This is a genomic window from Paractinoplanes polyasparticus, from assembly GCF_019710575.1.
Taxonomy (GTDB): domain Bacteria; phylum Actinomycetota; class Actinomycetes; order Mycobacteriales; family Micromonosporaceae; genus Actinoplanes; species Actinoplanes polyasparticus.
This window is the reverse complement of sequence record NZ_JAHWFK010000001.1, coordinates 890,048-908,625: the sequence shown is the minus strand read 5'-3', so window position 1 is coordinate 908,625 and position 18,578 is coordinate 890,048. Positions and strand designations below refer to the sequence as shown.

Annotated in this window: 17 protein-coding genes and 1 pseudogene; 6 read left to right on the top strand and 12 right to left on the bottom strand. The window is 71.4% G+C overall.

Features of this window, described 5'->3' with window-relative positions; genetic code table 11:
- Positions 1 to 49 precede the first annotated feature (49 nt).
- From KXC43_RS04880 to KXC43_RS04870, 3 genes are read right to left on the bottom strand one after another with little or no spacing between them, the layout of a single operon-like run.
- Entirely contained in the window at positions 50 to 1,324 is a 1,275-nt protein-coding gene (locus tag KXC43_RS04880) for an ABC transporter permease (protein WP_221374637.1), read from the bottom strand.
- Positions 1,321 to 2,013, bottom strand: coding sequence for an ABC transporter ATP-binding protein (locus KXC43_RS04875; RefSeq protein WP_221374636.1), 693 nt, complete (start codon positions 2,011 to 2,013; stop codon positions 1,321 to 1,323). The genes KXC43_RS04880 and KXC43_RS04875 overlap by 4 nt, the downstream gene beginning before the upstream one ends.
- Positions 2,010 to 3,032 carry an efflux RND transporter periplasmic adaptor subunit gene (locus KXC43_RS04870; protein ID WP_308128957.1) on the bottom strand — a complete coding sequence of 341 codons (1,023 nt, stop codon included), beginning with the start codon at positions 3,030 to 3,032 and terminating at the stop codon, positions 2,010 to 2,012. Before KXC43_RS04870 ends, KXC43_RS04875 begins: the two co-directional genes overlap by 4 nt.
- Positions 3,033 to 3,153: 121 nt before the next feature.
- On the opposite strand from KXC43_RS04870, the gene KXC43_RS04865 reads away from it, so the two are divergent.
- Positions 3,154 to 4,752, top strand: a complete 1,599-nt coding sequence (locus KXC43_RS04865) for a methyl-accepting chemotaxis protein (RefSeq protein ID WP_221374635.1) — start codon at positions 3,154 to 3,156, stop codon at positions 4,750 to 4,752.
- 50 nt (positions 4,753 to 4,802) lie between these two features.
- Here KXC43_RS04865 and KXC43_RS04860 read toward each other — a convergent pair.
- Positions 4,803 to 5,503: pseudogene (locus tag KXC43_RS04860) on the bottom strand (pectate lyase family protein).
- 209 nt (positions 5,504 to 5,712) lie between these two features.
- On the opposite strand from KXC43_RS04860, the gene KXC43_RS04855 reads away from it, so the two are divergent.
- Entirely contained in the window at positions 5,713 to 6,099 is a 387-nt protein-coding gene (locus tag KXC43_RS04855; protein ID WP_221374634.1) for an HPF/RaiA family ribosome-associated protein, read from the top strand.
- Between the two features lie 49 nt (positions 6,100 to 6,148).
- Here the strand turns inward: KXC43_RS04855 and KXC43_RS04850 are convergent, their stop codons facing one another.
- Positions 6,149 to 6,772 carry a response regulator gene (locus tag KXC43_RS04850; protein ID WP_255643541.1) on the bottom strand — a complete coding sequence of 208 codons (624 nt, stop codon included), beginning with the start codon at positions 6,770 to 6,772 and terminating at the stop codon, positions 6,149 to 6,151.
- Between the two features lie 20 nt (positions 6,773 to 6,792).
- Positions 6,793 to 8,751 carry a sensor histidine kinase gene (locus KXC43_RS50530; protein WP_255643361.1) on the bottom strand — a complete coding sequence of 653 codons (1,959 nt, stop codon included), beginning with the start codon at positions 8,749 to 8,751 and terminating at the stop codon, positions 6,793 to 6,795.
- A gap of 91 nt (positions 8,752 to 8,842) precedes the next feature.
- Here KXC43_RS50530 and KXC43_RS04845 point away from each other — a divergent pair, with 91 nt between their 5' ends.
- Positions 8,843 to 9,985: a CPBP family intramembrane glutamic endopeptidase gene (locus tag KXC43_RS04845; RefSeq protein WP_221374632.1), complete on the top strand. Its 1,143-nt coding sequence runs from the start codon at positions 8,843 to 8,845 to the stop codon at positions 9,983 to 9,985.
- Positions 9,986 to 10,095: 110 nt separating this feature from the next.
- Here KXC43_RS04845 and KXC43_RS04840 read toward each other — a convergent pair whose 3' ends face one another.
- The 6 genes from KXC43_RS04840 to KXC43_RS04815 all read right to left on the bottom strand — a co-directional run bounded on the left by KXC43_RS04840 (position 10,096) and on the right by KXC43_RS04815 (position 15,808).
- A complete protein-coding gene (locus KXC43_RS04840) occupies positions 10,096 to 10,371 on the bottom strand; it encodes a hypothetical protein (RefSeq protein ID WP_221374631.1) in 276 nt (91 codons plus the stop codon).
- 12 nt (positions 10,372 to 10,383) lie between these two features.
- Positions 10,384 to 12,240, bottom strand: coding sequence for a sugar phosphate isomerase/epimerase and 4-hydroxyphenylpyruvate domain-containing protein (locus KXC43_RS04835; protein WP_221374630.1), 1,857 nt, complete (start codon positions 12,238 to 12,240; stop codon positions 10,384 to 10,386).
- Between the two features lie 94 nt (positions 12,241 to 12,334).
- Positions 12,335 to 13,741, bottom strand: coding sequence for an endo-1,4-beta-xylanase (locus KXC43_RS04830; RefSeq protein WP_255643358.1), 1,407 nt, complete (start codon positions 13,739 to 13,741; stop codon positions 12,335 to 12,337).
- A complete protein-coding gene (locus KXC43_RS04825) occupies positions 13,738 to 14,400 on the bottom strand; it encodes a hypothetical protein (RefSeq protein WP_221374629.1) in 663 nt (220 codons plus the stop codon). Before KXC43_RS04825 ends, KXC43_RS04830 begins: the two co-directional genes overlap by 4 nt.
- Positions 14,397 to 15,128 (bottom strand): hypothetical protein, encoded by a 732-nt coding sequence (locus KXC43_RS04820; RefSeq protein ID WP_221374628.1) that lies wholly within the window; start codon positions 15,126 to 15,128, stop codon positions 14,397 to 14,399. Before KXC43_RS04820 ends, KXC43_RS04825 begins: the two co-directional genes overlap by 4 nt.
- The gene (locus tag KXC43_RS04815) at positions 15,125 to 15,808 is read right to left on the bottom strand and encodes an ABC transporter ATP-binding protein (RefSeq protein ID WP_221374627.1); all 684 of its coding nucleotides are present in this window, start codon (positions 15,806 to 15,808) and stop codon (positions 15,125 to 15,127) included. Before KXC43_RS04815 ends, KXC43_RS04820 begins: the two co-directional genes overlap by 4 nt.
- 98 nt (positions 15,809 to 15,906) lie before the next feature.
- Between KXC43_RS04815 and KXC43_RS04810 the strand changes: the two genes are divergently transcribed.
- From KXC43_RS04810 to KXC43_RS04800, 3 genes are read left to right on the top strand one after another with little or no spacing between them, the layout of a single operon-like run.
- Entirely contained in the window at positions 15,907 to 16,896 is a 990-nt protein-coding gene (locus KXC43_RS04810; RefSeq protein ID WP_255643357.1) for a sensor histidine kinase, read from the top strand.
- Positions 16,893 to 17,597 carry a response regulator transcription factor gene (locus KXC43_RS04805; protein WP_221374626.1) on the top strand — a complete coding sequence of 235 codons (705 nt, stop codon included), beginning with the start codon at positions 16,893 to 16,895 and terminating at the stop codon, positions 17,595 to 17,597. The genes KXC43_RS04810 and KXC43_RS04805 overlap by 4 nt, the downstream gene beginning before the upstream one ends.
- Positions 17,566 to 18,375 (top strand): SAM-dependent methyltransferase, encoded by an 810-nt coding sequence (locus tag KXC43_RS04800; RefSeq protein WP_221374763.1) that lies wholly within the window; start codon positions 17,566 to 17,568, stop codon positions 18,373 to 18,375. The genes KXC43_RS04805 and KXC43_RS04800 overlap by 32 nt, the downstream gene beginning before the upstream one ends.
- Positions 18,376 to 18,578: the final 203 nt, after the last annotated feature.

Here is an 18,578-nt window from a genome sequence, read left to right as displayed (position 1 = left end):
GCAGGCGAGCCAGGAGTACGCGGGGCCCGATTCGCGGGAACGAGCGGGTTCAGGCGCGCATTACCGTGGCGATCGGGATGCGGGCGGCTCGCAGGGCGGGGATGAACCCGCCCAGGATGCCGGCGACCAGGCCGGCGATGATGCCGGCGACGCCCGCCTCCCAGGGGAACTGCACGTCCTGCAGGATCGGCTGGGAGTTGCCTACCAGCATGGAGACGACGCGCAGTCCGGCCACGCTCACGCCGATTGCGGCGGCTGCTGTGAGCAGGCCGGTGAGCAGGGTTTCGACCAGGACTATGCCGGCCAGCAGGAAGCGGGGCGTTCCGACCGCTCGGCGCAGGGCGAATTCCTCCACACGCTCGCCTACCGTGGCCAGGCCCACGTTGAGGATTCCGGCCACGCCGATCAACAGCACCAGGCCGGCCATGGCGAAGAAGACCAGCTGCATCAGCGTCAGGGTCTTCTGCTGCTCCTTGCGGGTCTCGACCGTGTAGACGTACGGCTCGTTGCCCTGGCCCTTGAGCTTGCTGACCACCACCTGCTCGACCGGCGAGCCGGCCGCCATCATCAGGCGCAACTCGCTGTTGGTGTTGGGGTCGGCCAGGCGTGAGGTGGGGAGCCAGGTGGTGAGCTCGTCCAGTCGTACGTACGCCCTCGGTTGACCGTCGCCGTCGTCGACCACGCCTGTGAACTGGGGGGTGACGTTGTTGGCGGCGCCACCCACGCGCATCTCGGCGGGCACGCGGTGGCGGTCGAAGGCCTTGGCCGCCTCGCGGTTGAGGACCAGCTTGGGCGCCATCGCCGGCACCGTCGTGAAGTTGAGCCACTGGCCCGAGACCTGGCGGAACGGGCGGAACTGGCGTACGTCGCCGGTGAGCGCGGTCAGCCGGACCTCCACAGCTTCGCCCTTGGGGCCGCCGATCGGCACGCAGCCGTTCTCGTCGCAGTTCATCGGCGGGCCCCAGTCCTCGTCGATCGGGGAGCCGCCCGGGTTGACCGGCGTCACGCCGGGTTCGCCGATGATGCCGCTGACGGCGAGCATCGCCACCGCGTCGGTGCGCCCGCGGACGGTGGTGGTGACCGTGTCGGCCGCTGCCTGCTGGGGCGCCATCTCCATGATTCGCGTGCCGTCGTACCCGGCCGTCAGTTCGAGGTCGGCCAGCAGCGCCCTCTCGGCGATGCTGGCGCCGGCCTGCACCACCACGACCGCGAGCACGCCGAGGAAGAGGCTGATCATCGACAGCAGTGTCCGCAGCTTGCGGGCCCGGATGCCCTGGAGGCCGATGATCAGGGAGGACCGGAACCGGCCCGAGAAGCGTCTCATCGCACGGCCACCCGCTCGTTCAGCACACCGTCGACCAGGTCGTGGGTGCGCCCCATCCGCGCCGCGTGGTCGCGGTCGTGGGTGACCAGGATCAGTCCGCAGCCGCGCCGGGTCGCCGCCAGCAAGGCGTCGATGACGAGGGCGCCCGTCTCGGTGTCGAGCGCCCCGGTCGGCTCGTCGGCCAGCAGGATCTTCGGGTCGCGGACGAGGGCCCGGGCGATGGCCACCCGCTGTTGCTCGCCACCGGACATCTTCGTCGGCCGGTTCTTGGCCAGGTGCGCGATGCCCACCTCTTCGAGCGCTTCCATGACCCTCGTCCGCCGCTGGCGGCGCGGCAGCCAGCCCTGGCCGTTGACCAGCGCCATCGCCACGTTCTGGGCGGCCGTGAGGTGTTTGAGCAGGAAGAACCTCTGGAACACGAACCCGAAGTGGGAGCTGCGGAGCCGGGCCGCACGTCTTTCCGGCACGCGCCCGATCTCCTGCCCCTCGAGCCGGTAGCTGCCCGAGTCGGCCCGGTCGAACAGCCCGATGACACTGAGCAGGGTGCTCTTGCCCGAGCCGGACCGCCCGACGATGGCCACGCTCTGCCCGGCCTCGACGGTGAGGTGGACGCCGTCGAGGATCGTCCGCGGCTGTTCCTGGCCCTTGAGGACCTTGGTGATGCCGGCCAGTTCGATCAGCGTGCTCATCCGTTGGGGCCCTTGCCGTTCGGGTCGCCGCCGTCGGCGCCGGGCGCCGCGGCCGGCAGGTCGGGCCCGGGCACGGCGATGGTCTCGTCGCCCTTGAGGCCGGACCTGATCTGCACGACTTTGCCGTCGGTCAGCCCGAGCACGACGTCGACGGTTCGGCGCTGCTGATTGGCCCCGACGATGTCGACCTTGCCCTTGCCCTGCGTGCCCGCGACGGCTTCGACCGGCAGCACCAGCACCTTGGACGCCTTGGCCGTGACCACCTGAAGGGTCACCGAGGCGCCGTTGATGAGCTTCACGCCGGCCGGTGGGATGCAGACCAGCCGCATGCCGGTCGCCTCGGAACCGTCGCTGCCGCCCTCGTCCGCCTGTTCCCCCTCGGGCGCGGCCACCTCCGGCGGAGCGCCCGACGCGCCCGGAGCGGGAGTGGTGGTGACCGGCGGGGGCTCGGGGATGGTTCCGGCCGGCAGCGCCGCGATGGTGCCGAGCGCGGTGCAGCCGAATGGGCCGGGGCCGTTCTTGATCTGGGCGCGGACGTCGGTGACGGCGCCCGACACCCGGTAGGCCTGCGCGCTGTCGATCTCGGCCACGATGCCGTACCCGGAGTGCCGGGCCGAGACGATGGGCATGCCGGTGGTGACGTCGGTGCGGTCGTCCATGAGCCGCCCGGCCAGGATCGAGTCCTTGGGGATCATCACCTTGCGCGGGTCGCCGTTGTCGTCCCAGACCGTAGCCACCCACTTGGGCCGGACGGCGGCCGTGGTGGACGGCTTCTTGTCGAGCCAGCGCAGTTCCCCGTCGGCCGGGGCGACGATGCCGAAGACAGGGTTGATGGTGACCGAGCCGCTCAGGCTGATCTGGTTGCTCAGATTCTGCCGTTTCGGCTTGACGGTGGTGAGCACCGTGCCCCGCGCTTCGAGGCCGGGGGTCGGGACGCTCTCGTCGCCCGAGTCACACCCGCCGAGGACCACGGCGACCAGGATCGCCATTCCCGCTCCGGTCACTCTGCGTGTGTCCACCAATACCCCTTATGTCCGACCGATGGATCTCTATGGCGAGACCCGGCCGGGCAGAGGTTACAAGGGCCGTGCAAGCATCGATGTCCCAGCGCCGGGAGCGGACCCGAAATACCTTGTCGTTATGGGGAAATGGCTCCGCGTGCTCGCGGATCTCGGGGTACGCACGAAGATCCTCGGCGCGGTCTGCGTCGCCATCCTCGTCGCCGTCATGGTCGGCGCGGTCGGTCTGAGCGCGCTGGGCCGGTCGAGCGATGCGGCCGAGAAGATCTACGTCAGCAACGTGGCCGGGGTCAACGAGCTGGGCAATGTGCGGACGTCGCTGGCCACCGCCCGGATGGACGCCGGGAATTTCATGATCTCGGCGACGGCGGCGCTGAAGGAGAAGTACCGGCAGGCTTTCGCGGCCGACCTCGCGGCGTTGCAGGCTGCATTGGCCGCCTACCGCACCAGCCATCCGGTGGTCGACGACGCCGCGATCGACGAGCTGGCCGACGACTTCGTCAACTTCGAGCGGATCGTGCAGGACCAGCTGTTCCCGGCCGGAGCCCGCAACGATCTGGCGACCTGGCAGTCGGTGCAGGACGCCGAGCTGGCGCCGCTCATGGAGGAGGTCGAGGGCGACCTGCTCGGCATGCGCGCGGCCGAGAACGCCGACGCCAAGGCCAATGCGGGAGCGGCCCGGGACGGGTACGACTCGAGCCGTACGGTGTCGCTGGTGCTGCTGATCGCCGGTGCGCTCGCTGCGCTCGGTCTCGGCGCTGTGGTGGCCCGGCAGATCGTACGCTCGATGTCCATCGTCCGGACCGTGTGCGAGGGCCTGGCCCAGGGTGACCTCACCCGTACGGCCGGACTGACCTCCCGCGACGAACCGGGGCGCATGGGCCAGGCCCTCGACGCGGCGGTGACCCGGCTACGCGACACGGTGACGACCATCGACAGTTCGGCGGTCGCGCTGCGCGGCGCCTCGGAGCGCATGGCGGACGTCGCCACCGGGATCGCCGTGTCGGCCGACGCCTCCTCCGAGCGGGCGCAGACCGTGTCCGCCGCCGCCGAGCAGGTCTCGCTCAGCGTTGCCGCCGTCTCGTCCGGCAGCGACGAGATGGGCGCGGCCATCCGGGAGATCTCGCAGAACGCGGCCGAGGCGGCCCGGGTCGCGAGCGAGGCCGTCGGGCTGGCCGCGGGCACGTCGGCCACGATGACCAAGCTGGGCGAGTCGTCGGCCGAGATCGGCGACGTCATCAAGGTGATCACGGCGATCGCCGCGCAGACCAACCTGCTCGCCCTGAACGCCACCATCGAGGCCGCCCGGGCCGGCGAGGCGGGCAAGGGTTTCGCGGTGGTGGCGTCCGAGGTGAAGGATCTGGCTCAGGAGACCGGCCGCGCCACCGAGGACATCTCGAGCCGGGTCGAGGCGATCCAGGCCGACACGACGGGTGCGGTGACCGCGATCGAGGAGATCAGCCGCGTGATCGCGCGGATCAGCGACTTCCAGACCACGATCGCCTCGGCCGTCGAGGAGCAGACCGCCACGACGGCGGAGATGAACCGCAGCGTGGGGGAGGCGGCCGCGGGCACCGGGCAGATCTCGGGGAACATCGCCGGGGTGGCCGACGCGGCCCGCCGTACGAGTGAGGGCATCGCGCAGTCGCGGCAGGCGACGGCCGAGCTGGCGTCGATGTCGAGCGACCTGAACGCGCTGGTGTCGAAGTTCCGCTACTGACCGGCGCTGAGTTCCCCGCCCTCCCACGTGCGGGCGGGAAACCGTACGGCCTAGATCTTGCCTGTCCCCGCGCCGGCGGTGACGGTGGCCTTGACCGTGTTGTTGGCCTCCGGGGTGTACGAGTAGGGGATCGCCGCGACGGACCCGCCGTTGCGCACCTGCTCGGCGCCCGAGTTCACCTTGTAGTTGTTGAGCACCTTGATGTTGCCCGGGTCGGAGTCGCCGGTCTGGGTGACCGTCGGGCTCTTCACGTTCTCGAAGTAGTTGCGCTCGACGAGGACGCCCGCGTTCTCGATGGACGCCACCCCGTACGACCCGATGTTGCTGTAGTAGTTGTTGAGGACGTGCACCGGGTTGGCGAAGCGCACGCGCGGGTGACGCTGGCCGGTGCCCTCGAACCAGTTGTGCACATAGGTCACGCGCAGCTTGCCGATGTCCTCGAGCCGTTGTCGTCGCTGTGGCCGAGCAGCATCGACTTGTCGTGGTTCCGCAGCCGGTTCCGCGACACCGTGATGAAGTCGGAGCCGCGTCTGACGTCGATCAGGCCGTCGTAGCCACTCGCGAGGTCGTTGTGGTCGATCCAGACGTTGGTGGTGTTGGTCTGCACGTTGATCGAGTCGTCGCTCGCGTTGCGGAACACCATGTTGCGGATGATCACGTTGCGGACACCGGACAGGTTGAGGCCCCCGCCGGTGATGCCGGAGCCGGAGCCGACGCCGATCACCGTCTTGTTCGAGGCCACGTTGTACATGCCGGAGATGGTGATGAGGCCCGAGACCCGTACGGTCTCGTTTGTCGTAAGGTTCAACCAACATTCCTAAACGGCGTGGTCAGCGCGGGAGGGACGGAAATCCCGTTCGACGAGGGGGCGCCGACCCATCCACCCGAGCGGGTCGTTTGAGGGAGGCGCGGCGCGGGGAAGAGCATCAAGGTCAGTTTCCACCAATTCGAGGAGATGTGATGAGTGCGGTGACAGACCCGGCGACCGTGGGCGAATGCCTGCGGGTCGGCGCCGGTTTCTCGCAGGGCGACCTGAACTGGATCGCCGAGCAGTTCGCCACGCTCGACGCGCGCCTGGCCGGCTTCCACGCCGACTCGACCGAACTCGAGGTGTCGGTCAAGGACCGGGAAGCCCGCGGTCAGAAGGTCACGCTGGAATGCTGGATCGCCGGCCGTCAGAAGATCGTCACGACCTCGAGCGAGGAGGACCTGCACGCGGCGCTCAACGACGTGCGCGACGATCTGCGCCGCAAGCTGAACGACGCCAAGACCAAACAGGAGCCGCGCCACAACCGGCACCTGCGCGAGCACGCGGAGCCTGACGAGGAACCGGAGCTCGTCGAGTAGCTCGGTCAGCGCACAGCCCGGGCCGGTCACGGCCCGGGCTGTTCCGTGTTCAGCGGGGGCGGGCCAGGCCGAGGTCGTAGGCGACGATGGTCGCCTGCACCCGGTCGCGGGCGCCCAGCTTGGGGAGCAGGGCGTTCACATGGGCCTTGACCGTGCCCGCGGTGATGCCCAGCACCTCCCCGATCTCGGCGTTCGAGCGGCCCGTGGCGATCTGGGTCAGCACGTCCCGTTCGCGCGGCGTGAGCCCGGCCAGCCGCGGGTCGTCGTCGCGGGCCGCGGTGACCGCGCCGGTGGCGAAGGCGTCGATCAGGCGCCTCGTCACGGAAGGGCTCAGCATCGCCTCGCCCGACGCGACGGTGCGGATCGCCGCCACCAGCGAGGCCGGATCGGCGTCCTTGAGCAGGAACCCCGACGCGCCGGCCCGCAGGGCCTGGAAGACGTACGCGTCCTGGTGGAAGGTCGTCAGCACGATCACCCGCGGCGGCTGCTCGCCCGCGGTGAGCCGCGCGGTCGCGGTGAGCCCGTCCATGCCGGGCATGCGCACGTCCATCAGCACCACGTCGGGGCGTTCGCGGGCCACCAGGTCGAGCGCGGACAGGCCGTCGGCGGCCTCACCCACGACGGTCAGGTCGTCCTGCGAGCCGACGATCGCGCACAGGCCGGCGCGCACCATCGCCTGGTCGTCGACGACGATCACACGGATTCCGATGACGGCACCTCCGGGGTCTGGTGAGCCGGGGTCTGCTGAGCCGGGCGCAGGTTGTCGAGCAGGCCTCGCATCGCGGTGAGGGCGGCTCGGGCGGCGTCGAGCACGCCGTCCAGATCGTCCCGCTCGGCCGCCTGGGTGACGCGGCCGGCCGCGGCGAGCACCGAGGTCTGCAGGCCGGCGGCGACCCGGGCACGCTCGTCGCGAGCCCGCTGCTCGGCATCGGCCGACACGACGGCCACCGCGCCCTCCTCGTTCCGCAGACGGCGTTGCCGGCGGCGGCGGGCGTCCCATCCGGCCAGCCAGCCCGCACCGAACGGCACGGCCAGGGTGAACCAGGCGCAAACCGCGGTGAACAGAACCAGGGTGACCGTCTCGGCCGGAGTCAGGGGCGGGGGCGCGCCGCCGTACGCCTCGCCGCCGGCGCCGTCCGAGAGGGCGAGCAGGACGGCGAAGCTGAGCGCGGACGAGAACACCAGGCCGACCAGGCCGATCCAGGTGAGCTTGGGCCGGGTCGCGTACGCCGCCACCGCGTACGCCGCCGCGATGTCCGCCCCGAAGTTGAAGACGAAGAGCCAGGCCTCCTCGGGCGGCGCCAGGCCCACAGCCATCAGCAGCGGCCCGAGCCACGCGGTCAGCGCCACCGCGATCGTCGTGGTCCACGGGTGCTTCCGCCGCCACAGCAACGGCGCGGCGTGCGCGAGCACCGCCAGCAGCAGCAGTGTGGCCGCCGCGGGGGGCACGCTGCCCTCCTCGATCATGAGGGCCACCCCGGAGAGGGGCAGCAGCAACGTCAGAAGGACCAACCCCGCGTCCAGTACGACCTGACTGCGCAGCCAGACCCGGAGGCGCACGGGCGCGGCCACGGCCGGGAAGACGGCTCGGACCGACCAGCCTCCCTCCGTACGGGGACCGGCCGTGACCGTGCCACCGAACGCTGCCGCCCGCTCGCGCATGCCGGTGAGCCCGCGCCCGCTGCCCAAGCCCTCGACCGGAGCCGCCGCCCCGTCGTCCTCGACGGTCAGGGTGGCGCCCGTGCGGTCGTACGTCCGGGAGACCCGCACCGTCGCCCCGGGCGCGTATCGCAGCGTGTTCGTCAGCGCCTCACGCGCGATGCCGTGCAGGGCTTCCGCCTGCTCGGGCGGCGGATCGCCGGTGACCTCGACGTGCACGATCTGGCCGAGCTGGCGGAAGTCGTCGGCCAGGTCGGCCAGATTCGTGGGCTCCTGCGCCCGGGGCAGCACGTCGACCAGCTGATGCAGGGCGGCCAGGGTCTCGCGGCCGGTGCGCGCGGCGAAGTCGAGCGCCTCGGCCCGCAGCTCGGGCCGGCCGATGAACTGGGCGGCCGAGGCGTTCACGACGATGGACGTCAGGTGGTGGGCGCTGACGTCGTGCAGCTCGCGGGCGAGGCGTCGCTGCTCGGCTGCCGCCGCGTCCCGCCGGGCCTGCTCGGCCTGCTCCAGCCGGTGGGCGGCCGCGTCCCGGTCGTCGAGCCAGCGCCGCCGCACCCGCCCACCCGCGGCCACCAGGGCGTAGAAGGCGACCGAGATGAGCAGGTCGAGTGGATCGTCGCCGAGGACGAGCACGGCCTGCAGGACGAGGAGGCCGGCCACGACGAGCGTGGTCGTGCGGCGCGAACAGCGCAGGGCCACGTGGAACAGGGCGACGGACTCGGCGATCGCGAGCACGAGCAGCGCGTCGCCGGGGACGAAGTACTCCTGCTGCGGGGTGGCCCAGGTGCCCAGGGCCAGCCCGCCCGAGACGACGGTGACCGCCACGACCGGCCGGCGCCGCCGCAGCACGAGACCGCCGCCGACGACCGCGATGACCGCGACCGCCGCGGCCAGCCGGGTCGGGTCGGCCCGGCTGAGCACCGGGACCGGCCAGTACGCCAGCTGCGCCACCACGACCAGCGCGGGCAGCACCCAACTCCTCCAGCGACCCATGATGCGGACACCCTATCTATGCCCTGGGGCAGGGGTCGGATTCCGGCCCAGGCCGGATTCGCCCGGGCGCGCGGATCGACAGACTTCTCCCATGCCTTCCGTGCAGTACCACCGCCTCGCCCGCACCCCCGCCCACCGCTGGTGGCGGCCCGTGCTGGGCACCCTGTTCATCCTGGCCGGCGGCGCGATCGTCGCCGTGTTCTCGTACCTGGCGGTCACCGCAGCCGCCCTGCTGGCCGGACGGCCGAACAATGTGGACGGGATGCCCAGCTTCGGCGACCGCGTCGACCTGGCCCTCGGCTTCCTGTCCATCGCGGTGCTGTTGCCGCTGACCCTGCTGGCGGCCCGGTGGATCCAGCGGCGCCCGGCGGGCACGCTGTCGTCGGTCACCGGACGGCTGCGGTGGCGGTTCCTGCTGACGTTGCTGCCGGTCGCGCTGGTCGCCGTCGCGCTGCTGCTGGCCGGCGGTCTGGGTTTGTCGACGGTGACCGGCGTCGAGGACACCGGCCTGGCCGGCGACCTGGCCGGATGGGGTCCGTTCGCCCTCTCGATGGTGCTGTTGCTGCTGGTGGTGCCGCCGCAGGCCGCGGCCGAGGAGTATCTGACCCGGGGCTGGCTGCTGCAGGCGGCCGGGGTGTGGTGCCGCCGGCCGTGGGTGCCGATCGTGTTCCAGGCGCTGGTCTTCGCGGCCGCGCACGGGTGGGGGACGCCGTGGGGGTTCGCCGACCTGTTCGTCTTCGGCGCGGTGACCGGCTGGCTCACCGTGCGCACCGGCGGACTGGAGGCGGCGATCGCCCTGCACGTCGTGAACAACCTGCTGGCGGCCGGGGTGGCGGCGGCGTACAACCAGCTGACCGTGACCGAGACGGCGGCTGACATGCCGTGGCAGATGTTCGCGGTCGACCTGGTGGTGCTGCCCGCCTACGCCGTGGTGGTGCTGGCGCTGGCCAAGCGGCAGCGCCTGGTCACCTCAGGCGACGCGGCGGGCGGGGCGCAGCTCGCCTCAGGCGACGTGGCGGGCGGGGCGCAGCATGGTCAGGGCGCGCAGAGCCTCGGCGCGGGAGATGGGCTGGTCGTCCTCGGCCTGGACGGCCAGGGCCATTTCGATCGCCTGCCGGATCCAGGTGGTCTTGGGGACCTCGGCCGCCTTGGCGGCGGCCGCCACAGCCTGCTCGAGCTCGACCGGCAGGCGGAGCGAGCGGACGACCATGACGGTCGACCCGGCGGGCGGTAGCGAGTCGAGCAGGGCCTGCTCGTCCTGCGGGGCGGGCGGGGGCTCGAACGAGAGCCCGTTCATGAACGAGGTGAGCTGTTCCGGGGTCTGCGGTGTCGCGTCGTCGTGACTCATCGGGTCTCCTCCCACCGGCTGAACTCTTTCAGCTCGTCGTCCGCCATCTCCCGCGCGCCGATGACCTTCCAGGTGAAGCCGGTGGTCTGGTAGACCGCGACGATCAGCGGTCGACCGGCCACCGTGCGGCTCCACACGGTGAGGACCGGGACGCCGGTGGCGCTCACGGCCCGCCGGGGCCAGCGCCGGCGGGCATCGAGCGCCTGCCACACCTCGTAGGGCTCGATGCCGAGCAGGGCGGCCAGCGCCCAGTCCTCCCATTCGTACGGCACCATCCCAGCGTACTACGCGCGTGATACGAGGCGCTGGGCTCGATGGGCGGCCATCCGCACGGGGTCGTTGGCGAAGCCGTAGCCGCGGTAGCCGCCGATGCGCTGGACGATCTCGATGAACACGCGGTGGCCGAGGACCGGCGTGAAGAGCTGGAGGTACTGGCCGTGCTCGTCGGAGTCGTAGAGGGCGCCGAGCTTGCGCACGGTGTCGCGCAGTTCGGGCGGCAGGTCCGTCCGGGCGTCGAGGTCGTCGTAGTAGTTGCCCGGAACGGGGACGGTCTCGAGGGCGGCGGCGGTGCGGGCCAGGTCGTCGGTGAGCAGGGTGAGGCTCTGCGGGTGGGGGACGGCCGGGGCCCAGTCGCCACGGCGCAGCAGGGGCACGCTGAGCGCGAGGCGGACGCGGCGGTTGGCGTCGCGGACGGCGAGCGTGCGAACAAGGCCGAACGGGGCCGCGAACTCGCCCGCCTCGTCGTCGGTCAGGCCGAGCACGCTGCGGTAGAAGAGGGCCGCTTCGTCGTAGCGGTCGAACGGCTGGGCCAGCGAGAGGTGGTCGATGGCGGTGATCCCGGTTTCCCTCGTACGGGTCTCGCCCGTCGGCAGGAAGTCGTCCAGCCAGTAGTCGCCCCGGCAGAAGAAGATCTCGGTGCCGTCCGGCGCGGACACGGCAGTGAGATCGGCCTCGCTCTGCCGCCGGCGGCGGGGGAGGGGCTGGGCGAGCAGCTCGGCGGCTCGCCCGGCCGAGGCGGCCGGGTCTGTGCTCTCGAGCGCGAACGCGCGGATCGCGGCTTCGCCTTCGGCCGGGCGGGGCGCTCCCGAGTTGAGCAGGATCCGGGCGGAGCCCTGCTCCCACAGCTGGACGGCCTTGGACCGGTGCTGCCCGGTGTGCGCGAAGCCGAGCGCCCGCAGCAGGTTGTCGAGCTGGGGTCCGGTCTCCGCGTCGACGCCGAGCTCCACGAACGCGATGCCGTCGAGGGCGGGCGCCGGGGTGAGCGTTCCGCGCGGTCCGGCTGGACGAGTTTCGTGGGGTCCGGTGGGACGAGTTTCGCTTTGTCCGGCCGGACCCGTGAGGGTGCCGGCCAAGGCGATCAACGAGCGGCGGGCGTCGACGGCCGTGCGATGGGGGTCGGCCTGGCGGAAGACGTCGTTGAAGACCTCCAGCGACAGCGGGCCGCGGTACCCGGCGTCGAGCACGGCCTGGGTGAAGCCGGTGAGATCGAGCCGGCCCTGTAGCGGGAAGAGGCGGTGGTGGCGACTCCACTGCAGCACGTCCATGTCGAGGCGGGGCGCGTCGGCCAGCTGCAGGAAGAAGATGCGGTCGCCGGGCAGGCCGGCGATCTTCCCGTACGCGTCGGTGCGCGAGAGAACGTGAAAGCTGTCCAGGCAGAGGCCGAGCGCCGGGTGCTCCGCGCGCCGCACGATCTCCCACGAGTGCTCCCACGTCGCGACGAACCGCCCCCAGGCCAGCGCCTCGTAGGCGATGCGCATGCCGCGCTCGTTCGCCATCTCGGCCAGCCGTCGCAGCTGGGCCGCCGCGAGCGCGTCGTCGTCGATGGTGTCGGGCGCGACGGACGAGCAGATCAGAACGGTGTCGGCGCCGAGCCGCGCCATCAGGCCGAGCTTGGCCCGGAACCGCCGCTCGACGGTGGCGAACCGCTCCGGGGGAGCGCCTTCGGCATCGCGGAACGGCTGGTAGAGGCCGATCGTGAGCCCCAGATCGGCCACCCGCAGCCGGATCGCCTCGGGTGAGCTGACCGAGGCGACGAGGTCGTTCTCGAAGATCTCGACACCGTCGAACCCGGCGGCGGCCGCGGCGTCCAGGCGATCCTCGAGCGTCCCGGAGAGGCAGACGGTGGCAATGCTCGTCCGCATGGGACCTCCTTTGTACGAACCGGTACGTTCACACTAGGAAGGGTGGAGCCGACCAGCAAGACCGGAAGCCGGCGAGCCAGGATCCTAGGACGCTTTACGCGTGGTAGTGCGTGGCACGATTGGGGCTCGCGGCGACGGCGACGGTGATCTGCTGCTCGAGGCCGAGCGGGACGAACTCGTCGAGCATGGCCTTCGTGTCGGCGATGGTCGGCCAGTTCACGTTGACGTGCATCTGGTGACCGACGCCGTCGATCGGAACGCCCTCGCCCCGGAGCTGCGCCACCAGCGCGTACAGCTTGTCGCGCTTGGCCGGCACGTTCGTGTTGTAGTCGTTGATGAACAGTTTCGGGTGCGGCGCGGCCTCGCGGGCGACCCGGAACGCCGTACGGATGTAATCGAGGCCGGCGACGGTGAACCAGGTGCTGCGGCGCAGGCCGTCCGACTGGTTCTCGTCGATCACCTCGTTCACCACGTCCCATACACCGATGTCCGTGCCGTAGCGCCCGGCCACGTTCCGGATGTGGTTCTCGAGCCGTTCGAGCAGCAGCGCCTTGTCGTCGGCGGTGGCGGTCATCGGCTGGCCGTCGGCGCCGGTGAAGACCCACGACGGCGTCTGGTTGTGCCAGACGAGCGTGTGCCCGCGGATCGCCATCCCGTGCGCCTTCGCGAAACTCACGAGCGGATCGGCCTGGGCGTACGTGAAATCGCCCTCGGACGGTTCGGTGGCGTCCCACTTGAGCGCGTTGCCCGGGGTCACGCGGTCGAAGTGCTTGTCGAGCAGTTGCCCGTGTTCGGTGACGATCTCGGCCCCGGTGATCGCCGCCCCCACCGGGAACTCCGTCACGACGTCCTGCACCGAGGGGATGGTCGTCTGGATCGGCAGCGCCGGAACGTAGCCGGCCATCACATCGTCGACGAAGAGCGCCTCGGTCGAGGTCGCCGTCTCCACATAGATCCGCAGGAGGTCGACATCGGTGGCGAGCGTGTAACGCCCGACGAGGTTGACCCACCGCTCACTGTCCACCGCCGTGTTGCCCACGACCTGGTCGTAGGCGGCCACCCCGTCCGTCCGGCGTTCGACGCTGAGCCGCGCGTTGTCCGATCCGGCGGCCAGGCGAACCCAGGCTGAGATCGTGTACGCCGTGCCCTTCTCGAACGTCCCCAGCACATCGAGCGAGGGGCCCTGCCAGGTCGCCGTGCGGCCGGTGACCGACAGGCTGCCCGATCCGCTGTGCGCCGTCGTCGTGCTGACGGCGATTGTCTCGGACGCACGGCCCGTCCAGCCCTGGACTGTGCCGTCTTCGAAGTCGCTCGTCAGCACGGTGACGGGCGCCGGCTCGTCGGCGGTGCTGGTCGCGACCACCGCGGCCGCGACGGGCAGGGCTGCCGCGAGCGAGAGGAGGGCAAGACGCAGAAAGGCACGCATGAGACGCCCCGTCACCGACGATGAACGATTGACGCACATCGTTATATGGGAGCGCTCCCAGGGCAACGTCCTCATGCGTTCCGCCGTCGGAGACTCACAGCGGCGACGACCAGCAGAGCCACCGGCCACAGAACGGCGGCAGCCGCCCCGCGCCCCGGTTCGAGCAGCGCGGTGTCGGGCAGCCACGCCGCGCTCGAGGGGAAACGACTCAGTATCACCGGGCAGATGACGAGATAGAGGGTCAGCCCGGCCGCGACGGCGGCCACCGTGTTGCGCAGAATCCCACCCAGCCCGGCGCCGGCGAGAGCCACGCTGACCAGGTACGGCGTGCCGGCCGGGGCAGCGAGGACGGCGACGACGGCCACGAGCGCGATGGCCTTGGCGGCGGCGAGACCGAGACGCCGGGGGACAGCCAGCAACGTCGCCCTGATCTGACCACCCGACTCGTACTCGTGCGTCGCGGCCAGGACGCCGAAGACGAGGAACCCGGCCTGCGTCCACCGCAGCGCCGTCCGGATCGGATCCGTCCCCGGCGCCGCCCGATGAGCCGCCAGCGCCAGCAGCGCTGTGGCGGCCAAGGTGAGCAACGCGGCCCACCGCAGCGACGGCAGGGTCCCGAGCTTGCGCAGCTCGGCGTGGACGGCGTTCCCCAGCTCGGTCAGGGTCGCGGAGCGGGCGGGCGGACGGGCTCGGGCGGGGCCGGCGGAGGAGCTGGGTGGTGGGGCGCTGGTCATGCGGACCGCCGGGTGAAGAAAAAGCCGGCGGCGGCCAGGAAAGCAGCCACCCAGGTTGTCATCACCAGGCCGGCGGTCAGCGGCGGGATGTGGGTCTCACCGGGCATGCTGCGGAGGAACATGTGAGCGCCGACGATGTCGGGCAGATAGGCCGCCCAGGGAGTCAGCTTGGTCAGCAGATAGGAGACCGAGACGACCGAACTGTTCACGATGAAGACGGTCAGCGTGATGATGCCGTTCCGGAAGATCAGGGTTGTCGCGAAGGCCAGGAGGCCCAGCAGGGTCCAGTAGAGGACGGCCGCTGCTATGCGGGCCGGGGCGAACGGCGGCGCGTAGTCGGGCAGCATGACCTGAGTCAGCAGCATCGTGGCGGAGGCGGTCAGCGTGCCCTGGACCGCCACGACGAGGGACAAGGCCACGCCCTTGGCGACCAGCAGGTGGGAGCGCCGGGGCATGGCCAGAAGCGTCGCTGTCATCTGGTGGGCGCCCGGCGAGTCGTCCCCGGTGGACGTGTATTCGCTGCTCACTGCCACCACGCCGAGGATCAGCGCGCCGAGCAGGCCGATGCCGAGATTCTCGTAGCCCAGGTCGGCGATCCGCCCGGACTCGAGCGCCCGGCGCAGACCGGGGGTGTTGACGAAGACCAGCGCGGGCGCGGCGATCAGCCCCAGCACCAGGCCGGCCCAGGCGGTCGGCAGGCCGAGCAGCTTCGACAACTCGGCCCTCACCACGTGGCTGCGCCCGTCAAGGAGAGGAAGGCGTCTTCCAGCGAGTCGTGATCGCCCTGGACCTCGGCCGGCGTGCCGCGGGCGACCACCCGGCCGTGATCGATCACGACCACGTCGTCGACCGGGAAGTCGAGCAGATGACTGGAGAGCAGCACCGTGCGACCCTCGGTGGCGCATCGGCTCAGGAACGCGCGCATCCACTGGATTCCCGCCGGGTCGAGGCCGTTGAACGGCTCGTCGAGCACCAGCACCGGCGGGTCGCCGAGCAGGGCCGCGGCCAGGCCGAGACGGCGGCTCATGCCGAGGGAGAACCGGCCGGCCCGTTTGCCGGCCGAGGCGGTGAGGCCCACCGCTTCGAGCACCTCGTCGACCCTTGCTCGCGGCAGCGCGTTGCTGGCGGCCAGCCAGCGCAGATGAGCCCGCGCCGTGCGGGCCCGATGAGCGCCGCTGCCGTCGAGCAGCGCGCCGACGACCGTCAAGGGGCGCGGCAAGGACGCGTACGGCTGGGAATTGATCGTCGCCGTGCCCGTCGCGGGCCGGTCGAGCCCGAGCAGGATGCGCACGGTGGACGTCTTGCCGGCGCCGTTGGGGCCGAGGAAGCCGGTGACGCGGCCGGGACGGGCCTCGAAGGACACCTCGTGCAGGATGCCGGGGCGGCTCACCCGGTCGATGGAAATCATGCGGGAAAGTCAACGGGAGGGTGCCGGCGATGTCGTCGGACCACGGTCAGAACTTTGGCGGCCTCTCGGACCAGGGTCTGAGAACTACAGTCGGCGGCATGAGCGCGAACCGTCGTCCCGAAAGGCGATCCCGGGCCGTCCCGGTGCTGGTGACGGTCGGCGTGGTCACGGCTGTGGCGATGGTGACCGGCGGCGCCGAGGGCCGAGCGGCGACCGTCATCCCGGCGCTGTTCGTGGCCGGGGCGGTGACCGCCGCGGTCTGGGCCGTGCTGCGGTGGCGGGCCGACCGCCGGGCCTACGAGCAGCGGCTCACCGAGTGGGCCGCCGCCGAGGCCGTCCAGTCGGAACGCCTCAAGATCGCCCGCGACCTGCACGACATCGTGTCGCACGGGCTCGGGCTGATCACCGTGCGCGCGGCCTCGACCCGCCACCTCGACAAGCCGCCCGAGGTCGCCGACGCCCTCACCGACATCGAACAGGTAAGCCGGGGCGCCACCGCCGAACTGCGGCGCATGCTCACGGTCCTGCGCGAGTCCAGCCCACCTCGGCCCGGCCACGAGATGCCCCCGCCCGGCCACGAGATGCCGCCGTCCGACCGGAAGATGCCACAGAACGGCCAGGCGGTGCCGCAGTCCGAGCGCGAGGCGCGGCGGCCCGGCTGGGAGGTGCGGCAGTTCGCGGTGGCTCCGCGGGCCCCGGTCGACGACCTCAGCGTGTTGCCGGCGATCGTCCAAGCGGCTCGGAACGCCGGTGTCCGCCCCGAACTGACGGTGACCGATCTCGGCGAGGTGTCACCCGGTGTGCAGCTGGCCATCTGCCAGACCGTGCGTGAGGCTCTGAGCAACACGGCCCGGCATGCCGGGCCCACCGATGTCCGCGTCGTCGTCCGTCGCGATCTTGAGGTGCTGGTGGTCTCGGTGGCCGACAACGGGCCCGCCCCGGGCTGGTCGCACGCGCCGGGCGCCGGGCACGGGCTGCTGGGCCTGCACGAGCGGATCACCGCGCTGGGCGGCACGCTGGCCGCCCGGGAGAAAGGCGGCGGTTTCCAGCTCACCGCCCGAATCCCGGACGAGGCGGTCACCCCGTGACCGCCGTCCGTGTGCTGCTCGTCGACGATCAGCCGCTGCTCCGCCGCAGCCTCGCGATGATCATCGACAAGGAACCGGATCTCGAGGTCGTCGGGCAGGCCGGTGACGGCGTCGAGGCGCAGCGGGAGGCGCGGGCCACCCGGCCCGATGTGATCCTCATGGACGTGCGCATGCCCCGGGTCGACGGCCTCGAAGCGACCCGCCGCATCTGCGCCGACCCCGCGCTCGGCCGGGCCCGCGTGCTCGTGCTCAGCATGTTCGAGCTCGACGAGTACGTGCACGAGGCCCTGCGCGCCGGCGCGTCCGGCTTTCTGCTCAAGGACGCCCGGCCGGAAGACCTGCTCGAGGCCGTCCGCCGCACCCACCGCGGCGAGTCGCTGTTCGCGCCGTCCATCCTCACCCGGCTGGTCCACCACTTCACGTCCGCGCCGAACCCGTCTCCGCGCCGCACGTCGCTGGGCGGCCTCACCGGCCGCGAGGTCGACGTGCTCACGCTGGTCGGGCGGGGGCAGTCGAACGACGAGATAGCGACCACGTTGATGATCTCCGTGAAGACCGTCAAGACCCATCTGACCCACCTGCTGGCCAAGTTGCGGGCGCGCGACCGGGCCCAGCTGGTGATCACCGCGTACGACTCGGGTCTCGTCGTTCCGCGGGTTGCGGAGCGGACTGTCCGTTCGGGACACTGCAGCCGTGACTGACGATCTGTCGACGAAGCTGAACGTCGAGGTGCCGCACTCCGCCCGCGTCTGGAACTACTGGCTGGGCGGCAAGGACAATTTCGGGCCCGACCGCGCGGTCGGTGAGGAGGTCAAGGCCGTGTTCCCCGAGATCGTCGACGCGGCCCGGCAGACCCGGGCTTTCCTGGGACGCGCGGTCACGTTTCTCGCGGCGGATCGCGGCATCCGCCAGTTTCTCGACGTCGGCACCGGTTTGCCGACGGTCGACAACACCCATGAGGTGGCTCAGCGTGTCGCGCCGGACGCCAAGATCGTCTATGTGGACAACGACCCGCTGGTCCTCAGCCACGCCCGGGCGCTGCTGACCAGCACGGCCGAGGGCGTCACGACGTACATCGACAAGGATTTGAAGGACGCGGCGGGCGTCATCGAGGAAGCGAAGCGGACGCTCGACTTCTCGCAGCCGGTCGCGCTCATGCTGCTGGGCGTGATGGGCCACGTCCACGACCCGGCCGAGGCGCGGGCCATCGTGCAGGGGTTGGTCGCTGAGCTGCCGTCCGGCAGCTACCTCACGATGTCGGACGGCACGGCCACCAGCGAGCGGGTCATCGAGTCGCACCGGCAGTACAACGAGAGCGGCGCCGTGCCCTACCACCTGCGGGAGGTCGCCGACTTCACCTCGTTCTTCGACGGTCTCGAGCTGGTCGAGCCCGGCATCGTCCCGATCCCCGAGTGGCGCCCGGCCACCGGCGACAAGGTGATCGTCGACGGCTACGCCGGGGTCGCGCGCAAGCCGTAGCGGGGCCATTGCTGCGCCAGGGTCACGCGCAGCCCCGTAATGGGGTTGGCGACTGCGTCCAGGCCGTAGTGGGAGCGACGGCTGCGCTGAAGTCGCGCGCAAGCCGTAGCGGGGCCGGTGCTGCGCCGAGGTCGCGCGCGGGGTCAGGTGAGGGCGTTGCCGCGCTTGCCTGCGTCAGGCGGCGCGGGAGCGTCCGGCGTGGC